This is a genomic window from Rhodospirillales bacterium (genome assembly GCA_016712595.1).
Lineage (GTDB): Bacteria > Pseudomonadota > Alphaproteobacteria > Rhodospirillales > Defluviicoccaceae > Defluviicoccus.
On the sequence record JADJQT010000002.1, the window covers coordinates 1,067,434 to 1,082,158 of the forward strand.

Genomic DNA, 14,725 nt, shown 5'->3' on the forward strand with positions numbered 1-14,725 from the left:
CGCGTGCATGGAAATCGCCTACGAGTTTGGCTTCGACGCCGCCCACCACTTCTTGCATCAGCCTGAAGGACACCTTTACCGGCGGATGCACGGCCATTCGTTCTTCGTCGAGGTGGCGATCGCCGGCGATCCCGATCCCGCGACCGGCTTCGTCGTTGATTTGGCCGCGCTGGAAGCGGCGAGTGACGAGCTGCGCCGGCAGCTCGACCATACGCTGCTCAACGACGTTCCCGGTCTCGAGGTCCCCAGCCTCGAGAACATCGCCATCTGGACCTGGGAGCGGCTGGCGCCGCAGTTTTCGGGCCTCGCCCGCGTGACCGTGCGTCGGCCGTCGTGCCGGCAATCGTGCGTCTACCGTGGCTACAACCAGACGCGCCGATAATCGCGGAGCGCGAATCAGGCTGATCTCCGATCCTTTGGTAGCATTTCTTGCCGCCCGTCGAACCGCGCTTTAAGGTTCGCGTCGGATTTCCGCGAAACGAGAACTAACTCCATAGGGAGAGCGCACGATGGCCGACGACTCCTATGCCCACGGCTGCTTTTGCTGGACCGATCTCGCGACGACCGACACGACGAGCGCCAAGGCGTTCTACGAAGTCCTGTTCGGCTGGAGCTTCGTCGATCAGGACATGGGCGCACAGGGATTCTATACGCTGTGTCGGCTGGATCAGGGCGACGTCGCCGGTCTCTACGCCCTGTCCGGGGAGCAGTTGCAGGAGGGATGGCCGGCGGCTTGGTCGATCTATGTCGCCGTCAACGGTGTCGACCAGGCGGCGACAGATGTCGCCGAACTTGGCGGGCAGATACTCGCCGAACCCTTCGATATTCCGCAAACGGGACGGATGGCGGTCGGTGTCGATCCGCAGGGTGCGCTGTTTTGTCTGTGGCAGCACGACAACCCGCACGCGGGATATGCCCGACTCGGTCTGCGACCCGGAATCGCGTGCTGGTACGAACTTGCCGCCCGTGACACCGAGGCGGCGGCGGCCTTCTATACCCGCCTGTTCGGTTGGAACGCGCGACAGACCCCGATGGGCAATCCGCCGTACGTCGAGTTCATCCGCGAGGATGATCCGGTCGCCGGCATGCTGCCGCTTTCAGCGATCGGCGAGGGGGTGCCGCCGCACTGGCTGATCTATTTTTGCGTCGGCGACTGCGAGACGGCTGCGGTGAAGGCGCAGGGCGCGGGCGGATCGGTGCTGTGCGAGCCGTTCGACGTGCCCGACGTCGGCCGCATCGCCGTCCTGCAGGACCCCCAAGGCGCGGTCTTTGCCATAATCGCGCTTAGGACATAAGCGCCATTGGTGTGTTTGCCAAATGGGGGCGCCTTTGGGGGCGCCACGTGCCAAGCGCCGCGAAGGCCACGACTAATCGGCCGTCGTCGGCGAATCGTCGCTGGTCGTCGGAGAACGGCCGCAGAACAACGCCACGGCATCGAAATACGCTTGCCGTCCGACGAGCATCAGATCGTTGTGCCCGGCGCTGGGAATGCGCAGCAGTGTCTTGTTCGTCGACGGCGAGGCTTCGTGCAGCGCCTCGGCGTCCCCGATGGGGATAATCCAGTCGCGCTCACCGTGGATAATTAGGGTCGGCAGCCGGGCTGATGCGATCTTGTCAAGGTTGCCGAATCCGTCCTTGTGCTCGTAGGAATCGGCAAGCTGGAGAAAGCCGATTCGCTCGATCAGCGGAAACGTATAAGCGAAGCCGCTCTCGATGATCAGACCGGCGATGTTCGGCAGGCTGCTTTCCGTGTTCGAGGCAATGCTGTTGGCCTTTGACATTTCCGCCCGGTGAACGATTTCGAGCGCGGCCGCGCTGCCGAGCGAGCGCCCCATGACATAGAACTGGTCGGTGGTGATCCCGTTTTCGGCGAGCACGCCCTGGGCCTGGGCGTACACCGACCAGGCATCGTCGATCAGGCTGGTGCCGTTGGGCGCGCCGCCGCTGACGCCATATCCACGGTAGTCGACAACGAACAGCGTGATGCCAAGGCGGGTGTAGAACGGTGCGATGGTATCGTAGTCCGAGGCAATCTCACCGTTGCCATGAAAGTAAAGAATCACCGGCGCGCGTGCCTCGGCGACGAAGATCTTACCGCCAAGATGAACGCCGTCTTCGACCGGAATGCGCACAGAATGCACGCCGGGCGCGAGCCGCGGCACGCCGACGTCCCGGCGTGGGTAAAATAGAACACTGACGACTTCCGGCCGATCCAGCACGCGATAGATTCGTTGGCTCATCGTTCTTCCCTCGCCCTGCTTTTCGTCGCCCGATCACGTGCCATGCCGGATTTCGCGCTTTCGCGTCACGTCGGTCTAATTCTTCGCTGTTTTCTTCCGCTTTTTCACATGTGTCCAGATGTACCAGGCTGCCGCCAGCAGCAGAACACCGACGATGACCGCATCGAACTGGTGGAAGATTTCGCGAATGCGCGGATCGCTGTTCCATCGTTCGCCGAGTTTCATGCCGATGTAGGCGAGACCGTAGCACCACGGCCACGATCCGGCGAAGGTATAGAGATGAAACTTCACCTGCGGCATCCGGGCCATGCCAGCCGGAAACGCGATGAATGTGCGGACCACCGGCAGCAGGCGGGCAATGAATACCGTCGCCGACCCGTAGCGACGGAAGAAGGCTTCGGCAATGTCGAGTTCGTGGGTACCGACGAGCACGTAACCACCCCAGCGCTCGATGAAGGGCCGCCCGCCGTAGAGTCCGATGAAGTAGGCGACGGCCGAACCGATGTTGCAGCCGATGGCTCCCGCGGTGGCGACGAGGACAAGATCAAGTTTGCCAAGGGACACCAGATACCCGGCGAACGGCATGATGACTTCGGACGGCAGCGGAATGCAGGCCGACTCGATCGCCATCAGCAAGGCGATACCGACGTAACGGGTCTCGGATATCGTGCCAACGATGATTCCAGTCAGAAACGACAGGATCTGTTCAATCACTTCGGATCTGCCTCTTCAGTGACGTTGGCAAAGGGGCCAATCGCCGTTTCACAACAGTCGCCGTTTTGGGACACAATCGCGATTGCCGTGCACGGCAGCGGTCCGAGACGCCCACACCCCGGCGAACGGCGCGGCGGGGGTTCTATCAGGCCAGCCCATGGCCCGGCAAGGACGCTCGTCACATCCGCCTGCAAGACCCGCCGGGCTGCGCCTTCGTCACCAGATGCTCGCCGGCGGGCTACTCTGCGGGGGCCTGGCTCGGCGGCGGCGAAGGCGTTTGGACCTGCGCGCCCTTCTTGGCCGACCGACGCTCGCTGATCCGCTGCATGGTGATGTAGAAGACCGAGACGAACGGGATGGCGAATAGGGTCGAGGCGAGCATACCGCCAACCACGACGGTGCCAAGCGCCTGCTGGCTGGCGGCACCGGCGCCGCTCGCCGTCGCCATCGGCACGACGCCGAGGATGAAAGCGAACGAGGTCATCAGGATCGGGCGGAATCGCCTGCGCGTCGCCTCGATCGCCGATTCGACGATCGGCATGCCTTCGGCGCGCAGTTCTCTGGCGAACTCGACGATGAGAATGGCGTTCTTGGCCGCCAGCGCGATCATCAAGATCAGGCCGACCTGGGTATAGAGGTTGTTGTCGAAGCCGCGGATGATCAGTGCCAACAGCACGCCGACGAGCGCCATCGGTACTGTCAGGATCACCGCTGCTGGACTGGTCCAGCTCTCGTACTGCGCGGCAAGGACAAGGAAGACGAGGGTGAGCGACAGGGCGTAGATGAAGTAGGCCGTATTGCCGATATGCTTTTCCTGAAGCGCCGTTGCCGTCCATTCGTAATCCATGCCTGACGGCAGGGTGTTTTCCGCTACCTGTTCCATCAGCGACAGTCCCTGGCCGGAACTGAAACCGGGAGCCGAAGCGCCGAAGATCGGCGCTGCAGGATAGAGGTTGTAGCGGGTGATCAGCTCGCTGCTGAGGACGGTGCGTGCGCTCATCAGTGTGCCGAGCGGGACAACCTGGTCTTGGTTGTTGCGCACATAGAGGCTGCGGATATCGTCCGGATGCAGGCGGAATGGCGCATCGGCCTGTACGTAGACCTGGTAGACCTGGTTGAACTTGTTGAACAGGTTGACGTAGGCGGAGCCGAGATAGCCCTGCAGGGTCGCGAACACGTCGGTCGTCGAAACACCGAGGGATTCGACCTTCGTCCGGTCGATGTCGAGGAAGAGTTGCGGGCTGCGGGCGCTGTACGTCGTCGCAAGGCCGACCAGCCCGGTCTGACCGTTGCCGGCCGCAGTGAGTTCGCGCGCAACCTTGTCGAGTTCGGTCAGTCCGAGGTCGCTGCGGTCCTCGACCATCATCTGGAAGCCGCCCGACTGGCCGAGGCCGCGGATTGGTGGCGGGATCAGCACGAAGACGAACGCGTCCTCGATTGAGGCGAGCTTCTGGCGCAGGCTGGCGACGATGTGCGCTTGGCTGAGCTCCGAGCCGCGCTCGCTCCAGTCCTTGTAGGTGACGAACGTCGTCACCGCCGTCGACAGGTTGGCCCCGTCGAGGATCGACAGACCGCCGATCGTCACCCAACCGCCGACCCCGGGTTCCTTGGAGACGATGGCATTGATCTTCTCGACCACCGCCCGCGCCCGAGGTTGGGCCGCTCCGTCCGGAAGCTTGGTGGCGACGATGCAGTAGCCCTGATCTTCCGTAGGCAGGAACCCGCCCGGCTGTTGGGAGAAGCGCCAGCCGGCGATGACGATCACGGTAAAAAAGACGAGCAGCATCAATCCGGTGCGATGCGCCATCCAGGAGACGATGCCGACGTAGAAGCGCTCGATGTAGCTGTAGACGCGGTTGAAGCCGCGATAGAAGGCATTCGGGCGGTAACCTTCCTTGCGCGCGCGCAGGTAGAGCGCGCACTGCGCCGGCTTGAGCGTGACGGCGTTGAGCGCGCTAATCACCGCCGTCGCGGCGATGACGAGGGCGAACTGGCGGAAGAGCTGACCGCTGATCCCGGGCAGGAAAGCCGCCGGCAGGAACACGGAGATGAGCACCAGAGTGATGCCGATGACCGGGCCGGTCAGTTCCGACATCGCCTTGATCGCCGCGTCCTTCGGTGTCAGGCCCTTTTCGATATAATGCGAGGCATTCTCAACGATGATGATCGCGTCGTCGACGACGATGCCGATAGCGAGGATCAGTGCGAACAAGGTCATCAGGTTGATGCTGAACCCCAGCGCCGCCATTGCGGCGAAGGCGCCGATGATCGTCACCGGCACGGTGGTTGCCGGAACCAGCATCGCCCGGAAATTCTGCAAAAAGACCATGATCACGATCAGGACGAGGATCGCGGCTTCGAACAGTGTATGATAAACGGAACTGATCGCCTGCTGGACGAACTTCGTCGTATTGTAGACCGACGCGTAATGCATCCCTTCTGGGAATTTCGCCTTCATCTTCTCGACTTCGGCGAGAACGGACTTGGCGACATCCAGGTCATTGGCGCCGGGCAGCGTATAAAAGACGATGTGCGCCGCGGGCTTGCCGTAGACTTGCGAGAAGTTGGCGAACGTCTGCTGACTGAGTTCGACCCGGGCGAGATCACGGATGCGGACGATCTGCGCCGTTTCGTTGTCGCGCCTGGTTTTGACGATGATGTTCTGGAATTCTTCAATGTCCGACAGACGGCCGAGGGCGTTGACGGTGAACTGGAACGCCTGATCTTTCGGCACCGGCGGACCGCCGAGCTGGCCGGCGACGACCTCCACGTTCTGTTGCTCGATCGCCCGCTCGACGTCGAGCGTGGTCAGTCCGAAGTACTGCAGCTTGTTCGGATCGAGCCATACCCGCATGCTGTACTTGCCGGCGCCGACGACTTTGACCTGCCCGACGCCGGGAAGCCGCGCCAGCGGATACTGCATGTTGATGATGGCGTAGTTGGCGAGAAATTTTTCGTCGAACTCAGCGCTATCCGAATAAAGGTTGATAACCAACAGAATGTTGGTGCTGACCTTGCGAACGGTGATGCCCTGGGCATTTGCCCCCGCCGGCAGTTGCGCTAGAGCGGTGTTAACGTAGTTCTGTACCAGCGATAAGGCGGTATTCAGATTGCTGCCGACATCGAAGCTGATAGTCAGCGTGTAGCTGCCATCGCTGCCGCTGGTCGACGACATGTACATCGCGCCTTCGACGCCGTTGACCGCCTGTTCGATCGGCACGCCGATGGTCTTGGCGACCGTCTCGGCGCTGGCGCCCGGCATACTCGTCGAGACCTGGATGGTTGGCGGTGTGATCTCGGGGTACTGGCTGATCGGCAGGGTGGCGATACAAACAGCACCGATGATGATCGTGATGATGGCGATGACGTTGGCAAAGATCGGGTGCTCGATGAAAAACTTCGACATGCGGCTGCTCCGGGTTCGTCAGCCGCCGGCAGCGGCGGTGCCGCCGGATGCAGCCGTGGGTGTCGCCTCGCCCTGCATTTCCGGCGTGACCTGACGGCCCGGGATAGCCCTGAGAAGGCCGTTGACGATCACACGCTCGTCACCCTTCAAACCCTCCTGGATCACCCGCTCCTCGCCCAAGAGCGTCCCCGTGGTGACGGCCCGGCGCTCGACGGTGTTCTTGTCATCGACGATCAGTACGTATCGCCCGATCTGATCGGTACCAAGAGCCACCTCCGGTACGAGAATGGCGTTTGCCGTCCGTCCGACCGGCACGCGGATACGCGCGAACAGCCCGGCGAGGACAACCCGGTCGGGATTCGGAAAGACCGCCCGCAACAGCAAGGTTCCGGTCGTCGTATCGACGCTGATCGCGGCGAAGTCGATGCGGCCTTCATGGGGGTAGCCGTTTTCGTTGGCGAGCCCGAGCCAAGCCGGAATTGGTCGCTGGCGATAGTCACCGCCGCCGCCTTCCTGCTGTGCTTGGCGGACCTTCAGCAGTTCGCGCTCGTTGATCGTGAAGTAGGTATAGATCGGATCGATCTGATTGATCTCGGCTAGGGTGGTTTCCTCACCGCCAGCGCCGACGAGGTTGCCCGGATCGACAAGCCTGCGGCCCATGCGGCCGTTGAACGGCGCCGTGACCCGCGTGTACTCCATGTTGAGTTGGGCGAGATCGATCGCGGCCTGGGCGTTGGTCAGGGCCGCGCGCGCCGAATCCCGCTGGAAGCGCCAGTTGTCGACATCGGTCGCCGCCGCCGCCTTCTGCTCATAAAGCCGGGAATAGCGCTTGAATTCGGTCTCCGCGTGTTCGAGCGCGGCCTGCTCGGTCTGGAACTGCGACTGCGCTTGCTGCAACTGCGCCTTGTACTGGTCCTGCTGGATGCTGAACAGCAGATCGCCGCGCTTGACGTCGGCGCCGTCCTGGAAGTGCAGTTTTTCAAGGTAGCCTTCGACCCGCGCCCGCAGTTGCACCGTATAGATCGCCTGGGTATTGCCGGTGAATTCCAGGTAGTCCGTCACCGATTTCTGGATCGGCTTCGTTACCGTCACTTTCGGTGGCGGTGGCGCCTTGTATTCGTTCTTTTCCTCGCACGCGGTGAGGAACAGCGCCGACAGCGCGACGATCACGACGGGTGCAGCGAGCCACGGGCCGGAGCGACGTTTCGGCATGCACGCGGGAAGTCTCATCGATAAGGCCATCCTACCAGACCGGAGTGGGAGCGAAGGCGGAAGGCGGCTGCTCGCTCGCCCGCTGCACTTCCCCGGGGGTTAACAGCGTGCCCCAGTCGGTGCGCCGATCCATCGCGTCGCGAACCGCTGGTGAAATCAGCTCTCCGTCACCGCGGATTTCCCAGCCGCCGCCGAGCGCGCGATAGGTGCGGACCAGGCTCGAGGGGATGTCGCCGCGACTGACCGCCAGAGAGTCCTCTTGTGTCAGCAGATTCTGTTCCGCCGTGAGCACGGTGGTGAAATCGGTGATGCCTTCGCGATACTGAAGGACGGCAAGGTCAAGCGAGCGACGCGCCGCCGCTGAGCTTTCCTGCAGCAGATCGGTGCGTTGCCGTGCTCTGAGGAAGGCGACCAATCCGTCCTCGACCTCCTGCTGGGCGACGAGCACGGTGTTCTGATAGACGGCGAGCTGTGCCTGGAAGGCGGCGTCCTGTGCCCGCACGTTGTTGGTGATCTGCCCGTAGTTCAGGAAGTTCCACTGAATTGTCGGGCCGATCGAAAACGCCCGGCTTTTGCTCATGAAGATGTCGGTCAGATCGTAGTGGGACCAGTCGGACGACAGATATCCGAAGTTGCCGGTCAACGAGAACGCCGGATAAAGGTCGGCCTTGGCGACACCGATCTGCGCACTTTGCGATGCCGCCTGGAGTTCGGCCGCGCGCACGTCCGGGCGCCGCCGCAGCAGATCCGCCGGGATGCCGACCGAGACTTGCGCTGGCGCGACGGGAATGCCCGAGGTAAGCGACAGTTCGGAATCGAGCGGTTGGGGCGGCACGCCGAGAAGAACGCACAGCGCGTTCTTCGATTGTCGTAACGCCGCTTCGAGCTGCGGGATTGTGGCTTCGGTGGAGGCCAGTACCGTGCGCGCCTGCTCGACGTCGCGTTCGCTCGTCGTGCCGCCCTGGAAGCGGATCTCGGCGATATTAAGGCTCTCGCGCTGGACCTTGACGTTGTCGTGGGCGATTCCGAGTCTCGCTTCGAGCGTGCGGATGTTGACGTAATTGGTCGCAACGTCTGCCGTGAGTGTGACCAGGACGTCGTCGTAATCGGCGATCGAGGCGAGAAGCTGGGCGTCGGCTGCCTGCACCGCCCGGCGGAAGCGGCCCCAAAAGTCAATCTCCCATGCCGCCTGCAGGCCGATCTGGTCCTGCCAATAGGTAAGGGCGCTGGCGCTCGACTGCGTCTGGAACGGTGCCCGCTCGCTTTCCCTGTTGTAGGAGATCGAGCCGAACGCCTGTTGCGTCTGAGGATAGATGTTCCCGACGGCAATCGCGAGTTGCGCGCGCGATTGAAGGACGCGCACGCCAGCGGCCTGTAGCGACAGGTTCTGCTGATAGGCGCTCGTAACCAGGCGATTGAGCGCCTCGTCATCGAACACGGTCCACCAGGCGGCATCAATCGCGCGCGTCGCATCGACCGACGCGTCGCGCGCTTCCATCCACTGGTCGGCAATCGAAACGTCAGGCGCGGTGAAGTCGGGGCCGACCATCGTGCAGCCGGCAGTAGCAAGAACAATACCCAGCAGAGCCGCTGCTCGTCCGCTTGCACTCATGAATGCATCACTGCGATGGCCTGATTCCACCTTGGCATTCTCACCTTTAGACTGGCAGTAACCGGGAAGTCAACGGATGCGCGTCGCCGTGCCGTGCCGCTATCGGAAGGTGGATCGGCGCGGTTGATCGGGGCAGTGGTGAACTCAGCTTGCCGCTGCGCCGGACCGTGCCGTGGCGGCGAGCGCAAGGAACGCCTCGCGCAGGCTGGTGGAGTCGGTGACCGGCTGAGGGAAAGACAGGCGGGCGAAGGTGGTTGCACGGCGGACGAGGTCGCAGCCGTCCGGATCGAGCGCGACGATGCGCCAGCCACTGCCGGCCCGGCGCAGCAGTTGACGGGCGTAGAGTCCTATCGTCTCGCCGTGAGCGGTGTTCATGTGGGCGATCGCGCCCGGCTCGACCTCACCGATCGCCGCCGCCGCGGCGGCGGCCGAGAGCACGGCGGCGGACTCCAGCCAGCGGGCTTGCGCGAAGCCGCCGACCCAGTGAGCGCGCTCGATCGCCATGCGGTAGATACGGAAATCCCCGAATTCGGCGTACATCGCCGCGCCGGGGTTCAGGGCGAGAAATCGACGGCGCAGCCGCGGCTCCTCATCGGGAGCGATTCGACCGACGAGGGTCAGGCGGGGGCCTGTCTGCGGGTTCGCGCGGCGGCCCGCATCCTCGATCAGCAACGAGGCACGTGCGTCGGCGGCAAGGTTGCGCGTGTGATCGGCGAGGGTGGAGAATAGAAAGATCGGACTAGCATCGGTATCGCAGGCATAGGTGACCAGCGAGGCATAGGGCCGGCTGTCGTCGCTGGCGAGCGCCGTCGCCAGCATGCCCACTCGCCGCGAACGCGCCAGGGCCCGCGCGGCGTTCGCCGTCTCGGTTTTGTTTTCGCTTGCCGATCCGCGCTTTTGCACAGCTTCTCCCGTTGTTCGCCGACGCCAGCTTATTTGTCCGCCGCCGAGGTGCCCCGCCTACTCCGCGTGCCGCAGGACGAGGTCGCGCAGCGTGACGATACCGACCGGTGCGCGTTCGGCGTCGACGACGAGCGCGCGCGAGACGTTGAACTTGACCAGCAGCCGCACCGCATACTTCACCTGCATGTCTACCGCGACTGTCAGCACCGGCTTGGACATGACCTCGTAGACGTTGACGCGTTCGGCGGACCGATCCTTGGCGATGACCTCGCGGGCGATGTCGGTGACGACGATCAGGCCAAATTCGTCATCCGGATCGCGCCGCTCGACCGCAAGCGAGCTCACCCCCGCCTCGCGCATGGCATTGATCGCTTCCGAGACCGTCGCCATCCGGCCGATGGTGCGCACGTCGCTGCTCATCACGTCGCCGACGTGCGGAATGTGGGTCGCGCTCATATTTTTTCCGCGATCGCGGTGAGCAGCGCTGACTGCTGCGAGCTCAGGCCCACGGCATCCTCGATGGCGATCTGGCAGGCAATCCCGGCGCCCGGTTCGCTGTCGAGCCGGCCGACGCGGGCGATCGTCTCGAGAATCTCGCGCGCTTTCGGCTCGGCGACAAGAAACAGCAGCACATCGCATTGCGCCGCGAGATCGAGGCCGAAAAACGTCTTCTCCGGTTTTAGTCCCTCGCCGCGGACGTTGGTGATGACCGTAGCTCCGGTTGCGCCCGCCGCTCGGGCCGCATCAAGCACGTCCTCGCTACGATCCTCGGCAACGAACGCCATGATCAGTTTGAGCTTCATCGTTCTTCGCCCGTCTCCTCTCGTCCCCTCGAGTGCCGGCGGCGCACGCTTTGTGCGACAGTCGCGTAGGCGAGCACCGACATAATGGGACACAGACACGTAAATGCAATCAGTCCGAAGCCGTCGAGCAGCGGACTACGTCCGGGAATGGCGCTCGCAAGACCCAGGCCGAGTGCGGTCACTACCGGTACGGTTACCGTCGAGGTGGTCACGCCGCCAACGTCATAGGCGATCGGTACGATGGCGCGCGGCGCAACCGCCGTCTGCAGCGCGACGATGGCATAGGCGGCGGCGATCATCATCGGCATGGGCAATCCCGCGGCGATCCGCAACGTGCCCACCGCGACACCCAGGCCGGCACCCACCGCGACGGCAACGCGCAAGCCGGTGGCCGGAATCGTTCCGGCGGAGACCTGCTCGGCCTTGAGGGACACGGCGATCAGCGCCGGCTCGGCGATGGCGGCGGCGAAGCCCACGGCGGCGGCGAAGGCGTAGACCCAGCCATAGGCGGACCAGTTGGCGGCCCCGGCTGCGATCATCGGCGAAACCGCGGTCAACTGCTGCGCCATCGTCCGGCCGATGGGAAACAGCGCTTCTTCGAGCCCGACGAGAAACAGCGTCAGCCCGAGAACCACGGCGGCGCAGCCGACGGCGATTCGCCGGACGTTGGCGATGGGTCGGCGCAGCACCAACACCTGGAAGCCGAGCAGCACCGCGACGATCGGCGCGACATCGACGGCGGTCGCGCCCGCGATCACCAGCGTCCGATCGAGCAGGTCCATGCGCGCTCAGCCTCCGCTCGCCCGATTGGAGACGATGCCGAACACCAGGACAAAGAGGATTGGAAGAAGGCTGGCAAAGGCGATCAGGCCGAAGCCGTCGGTGAGCGCGTTGCGACCGCGCAGGCTCGAGGCGAGGCCGACGCCGAGGGCGGCGACCAGCGGCACGGTGACGGTCGAGGTCGTCACTCCGCCACAGTCGTAGGCGAGCCCGACGATTTCGACCGGGGCTAGCGGCGTGATGGCGATGACGACGGCGTAGCCGGCGATGATGATCCGATAAAGGGGCCAGCCTTTGAGAATGCGCAAAACGCCGAGCACGAGGGCGCAACCGACGGAAACGGCGACGGTGAGCCGCAGTTCCAGCGCATAGGCGGCACGACCCTCGAGAGTGGTGGCGATCTGGCCAGCATCGGCGGCCGCCGCCGCGCCTTCGGAGGCGACGGCGATCAGCGCCGGCTCGGCAATTGTGGTCGCGGCACCGAGCGCGAAGGCAAAGGAAATCAGCGCGATAACGCTGCCCTTCCGGGCGAACGCCTGAGCCATCGATTCGCCCAACGGGAACAACCCGGATTGAAGACCGATGACGAACAGGCGCAGGCCAGCGACGACGAACACAGCGCCGATGAGGACACGCTGCAAATCCGGGAACGGCCGGTCGAGCACGATGACCTGGAAGAAGGCCACGACCAGCGCCAGCGGCGCCAGGTCGCGCAGCGGCGCTGCGATCGATGCGTGAACGGATCTGAGGATTTTGCGTATCGGCCGGGTTCCTGCGCTGAACGCGGTGAAAAGTCGCAGTAAGGGATCGCGATTGTCGTTGGTTTTCGTCGCCCGATCCAGCAGCGCAATCCGGTGTCACAGGACGGCAAAGAAAATCGGCGCGCGTGCCGTCACAGCCGAAGAGCGCCAGATCGGTTATTTTGCTCCGCCGTCGTCGCGACGGACGCGATGGAGTCTTTGGAAGGAATCGGAGCATGACCGCTGGTGCGGCATGGGTGGATGAGGTTTGCCGGGACTTGCAACTCGACGATGTCTCGGACTGGTTGCCGTGGGCAACCCGCGAGCAGGGTAACGCTCTCGGGGCCGATGGCGAAGGGCACGGTGCTGCCGGCGTCTACCTGATCGGATGGGGTGAGAACGTTGATGCGATCGAGGTTCTATACATCGCCGGCACGGGCCGGGCGCGAACACGCCTGTCGCGCCTCGAGGCACAGGTGAAGTGGGGCCTGAATTACGGGTTCGAGGCCCTGCGCGCGGAAATCCAGCAACGGGGCGATCATCGGACGATGCGCCATGTCTGGGTGAAGATGATCCCCATCTCCGAAGAACCGCTGTTCGCCTCGTCGCTGCTGACGGCCAACCGCCTCAACGCGCTCGGCGGCAGGCGCCGCCAGCTCGAAATCGTTTTGCTGGCCGAGCAGTATCGGCGGTTCTGCGCGCCGGTACCGGCGAATCGCCGCACGCTTGGCCTTTTCGCGCACGAGTTCGCCGATGTGAGACCCCACCGGTCCGTGCAGCACGCCGCAGCCTGAGTGTGGGATGGGATGAGCGCGGGGCGGGGGGGGGGGCGGCTGGCCGCCCTTTCTGTCTATCGACGGCGTGGCCTGCGGGGTTTTTGGCAATGCCTTAAGGCGATGACGGGCCGGTCGCCGCGTATGGATTGCGCGAACGCCGCAGTGTCAGGCGGAGCGGGACGCCGGCGAAGCCAAATTCGTCCCGGAGCCCATTGGCGAGATAGCGCACGTAGGTTTCCGGAACCGCCTCCGGCCGGTTGGCGAAGAGCAGGAATGTCGGCGGCCGTGCCTTGGTCTGGGTTGCATAGCGGATCTTGATCGGCCGGCCGTGCATGGACGGCGGCGCCTGCCGGTCGGTCATCTGTGCCAGCCATCGGTTCAGCCGTGGCGTTGTCACCTGCCGGTTCCACACGTCGTAGATCGTCATCACTTCCGGCAGCAGCGCGTCCACGCCTTCGCCGGTCAGTGCCGAGAGCGGCACGACGCGCAGGCCGCGCACCTGTGACAGCGAATTTTCCAGGCGATGGGAAATCCCCGCCACGGCCGCGTCACGCGCGCCAAGCAGGTCCCACTTGTTGACCGCGAGGACTGGCGCGCGGCCCTCGGCGATGACCTGGTCGGCGATCGTCAGGTCCTGTTTTTCCAGTCCGGCCGTGCCGTCGATGACGATCACCACGACATGGGCGAAGCGGATCGCCCGCACGGTGTCGGCGCCGGCCCGTTCCTCGAGGCGGTCGTCGACGCGTCCGCGCCGCCGCAGTCCGGCGGTATCGAACAGGCGCAGGGCGCGACCGCGAAATGACCAGTCGATGGCGATCGCATCGCGGGTGATCCCGGCTTCCGGGCCGGTGACCAGGCGCTCGTCGCCGATCAGCCGGTTGATCAGCGTCGACTTGCCGACGTTTGGCCGGCCGACGACCGCGAGGTGCAGTGGTGCCTCGCTCGCGCCCGCCGCCGGCGGATCGCTGGCCGCCCCATCGGGCGTTGTGCTGTCGGGTGTCGCGTCTTCGGGCGTCTTGGCCTCGGCCGCATCGACGATCGGTCGCAAGGCGTCATAGAGCAGGCTCAGCCCGTCACCGTGCTCGGCCGACAGCGGGATCGGTGCCCCCAGGCCGAGGGCGAAGGTTTCGGCAAGATTGGCCTCTCCGGCGCGGCCTTCGCACTTGTTGGCGACGAGCACGGTGGGCAGGCCGGAGCGTCGCAATGTTGCGGCAAGCTCCCGGTCAAGCGGCACGAGGCCGGTGCGTGCGTCGATGACGAACAGAGCGACGGCGGCCTGTTCGATTGCCCGCTTCGTCTGCGCCTGCATGCGGCCGGCGAGATTATCGGCCCGCGCGTTCTCGAATCCGGCGGTATCGACGATGCGGAAGCTGAGATCGCCGAGGCGCCCTTCAGCCTCCCGGCGGTCACGGGTCACCCCCGGCGTATCGTCGACGATGGCCATCTTGCGCCCGGCAAGACGGTTGAACAGGGTCGACTTGCCGACATTCGGTCGGCCGACGATGGCAATGTTGACGGTCATTGATGATGCTTGACCCG

13 protein-coding genes and 1 pseudogene are annotated in these 14,725 nt (G+C 64.3%); 3 read left to right on the forward strand and 11 right to left on the reverse strand.

All coding sequences use genetic code 11. From position 1 onward, the window contains the following. Positions 1 to 7: 7 nt before the first annotated feature. Complete coding sequence (locus IPK66_16645) at positions 8 to 382, forward strand: 6-carboxytetrahydropterin synthase (GenBank protein MBK8176821.1); 375 nt, start codon at positions 8 to 10, stop codon at positions 380 to 382. A 127-nt stretch (positions 383 to 509) separates the two neighbouring features. Next, positions 510 to 1,295 carry a VOC family protein gene (locus tag IPK66_16650; GenBank protein ID MBK8176822.1) on the forward strand — a complete coding sequence of 262 codons (786 nt, stop codon included), beginning with the start codon at positions 510 to 512 and terminating at the stop codon, positions 1,293 to 1,295. A 72-nt stretch (positions 1,296 to 1,367) separates the two neighbouring features. Here IPK66_16650 and IPK66_16655 read toward each other — a convergent pair whose 3' ends face one another. The 10 genes and pseudogenes from IPK66_16655 to IPK66_16700 all read right to left on the reverse strand — a co-directional run bounded on the left by IPK66_16655 (position 1,368) and on the right by IPK66_16700 (position 12,431). Then, on the reverse strand, positions 1,368 to 2,240 hold the full coding sequence (locus IPK66_16655) for an alpha/beta hydrolase (protein ID MBK8176823.1): 873 nt from the start codon (positions 2,238 to 2,240) through the stop codon (positions 1,368 to 1,370). A 75-nt stretch (positions 2,241 to 2,315) separates the two neighbouring features. After that, positions 2,316 to 2,954 (reverse strand): DedA family protein, encoded by a 639-nt coding sequence (locus tag IPK66_16660; GenBank protein ID MBK8176824.1) that lies wholly within the window; start codon positions 2,952 to 2,954, stop codon positions 2,316 to 2,318. Positions 2,955 to 3,192: 238 nt separating this feature from the next. Continuing rightward, positions 3,193 to 6,360, reverse strand: a complete 3,168-nt coding sequence (locus tag IPK66_16665; protein MBK8176825.1) for an efflux RND transporter permease subunit — start codon at positions 6,358 to 6,360, stop codon at positions 3,193 to 3,195. A gap of 18 nt (positions 6,361 to 6,378) precedes the next feature. Continuing rightward, positions 6,379 to 7,572, reverse strand: coding sequence for an efflux RND transporter periplasmic adaptor subunit (locus tag IPK66_16670; protein ID MBK8176826.1), 1,194 nt, complete (start codon positions 7,570 to 7,572; stop codon positions 6,379 to 6,381). 31 nt (positions 7,573 to 7,603) lie between these two features. Then, on the reverse strand, positions 7,604 to 9,184 hold the full coding sequence (locus tag IPK66_16675) for an efflux transporter outer membrane subunit (protein MBK8176827.1): 1,581 nt from the start codon (positions 9,182 to 9,184) through the stop codon (positions 7,604 to 7,606). A gap of 447 nt (positions 9,185 to 9,631) precedes the next feature. Beyond that, positions 9,632 to 10,120, reverse strand: a pseudogene (locus tag IPK66_16680) (pyridoxamine 5'-phosphate oxidase family protein). A 24-nt stretch (positions 10,121 to 10,144) separates the two neighbouring features. Further along, on the reverse strand, positions 10,145 to 10,543 hold the full coding sequence (locus IPK66_16685) for a CBS domain-containing protein (GenBank protein MBK8176828.1): 399 nt from the start codon (positions 10,541 to 10,543) through the stop codon (positions 10,145 to 10,147). Further along, the gene (locus IPK66_16690) at positions 10,540 to 10,890 is read right to left on the reverse strand and encodes a P-II family nitrogen regulator (GenBank protein ID MBK8176829.1); all 351 of its coding nucleotides are present in this window, start codon (positions 10,888 to 10,890) and stop codon (positions 10,540 to 10,542) included. Before IPK66_16690 ends, IPK66_16685 begins: the two co-directional genes overlap by 4 nt. Then, positions 10,887 to 11,672, reverse strand: a complete 786-nt coding sequence (locus IPK66_16695) for a DUF1538 domain-containing protein (GenBank protein ID MBK8176830.1) — start codon at positions 11,670 to 11,672, stop codon at positions 10,887 to 10,889. Before IPK66_16695 ends, IPK66_16690 begins: the two co-directional genes overlap by 4 nt. Positions 11,673 to 11,678: 6 nt before the next feature. Continuing rightward, on the reverse strand, positions 11,679 to 12,431 hold the full coding sequence (locus IPK66_16700; GenBank protein ID MBK8176831.1) for a DUF1538 domain-containing protein: 753 nt from the start codon (positions 12,429 to 12,431) through the stop codon (positions 11,679 to 11,681). A 215-nt stretch (positions 12,432 to 12,646) separates the two neighbouring features. Here IPK66_16700 and IPK66_16705 point away from each other — a divergent pair, with 215 nt between their 5' ends. Then, positions 12,647 to 13,204: a hypothetical protein gene (locus IPK66_16705; protein MBK8176832.1), complete on the forward strand. Its 558-nt coding sequence runs from the start codon at positions 12,647 to 12,649 to the stop codon at positions 13,202 to 13,204. Positions 13,205 to 13,298: 94 nt separating this feature from the next. Here IPK66_16705 and der read toward each other — a convergent pair whose 3' ends face one another. Further along, the gene (gene der / locus IPK66_16710) at positions 13,299 to 14,708 is read right to left on the reverse strand and encodes a ribosome biogenesis GTPase Der (protein ID MBK8176833.1); all 1,410 of its coding nucleotides are present in this window, start codon (positions 14,706 to 14,708) and stop codon (positions 13,299 to 13,301) included. Positions 14,709 to 14,725: the final 17 nt, after the last annotated feature.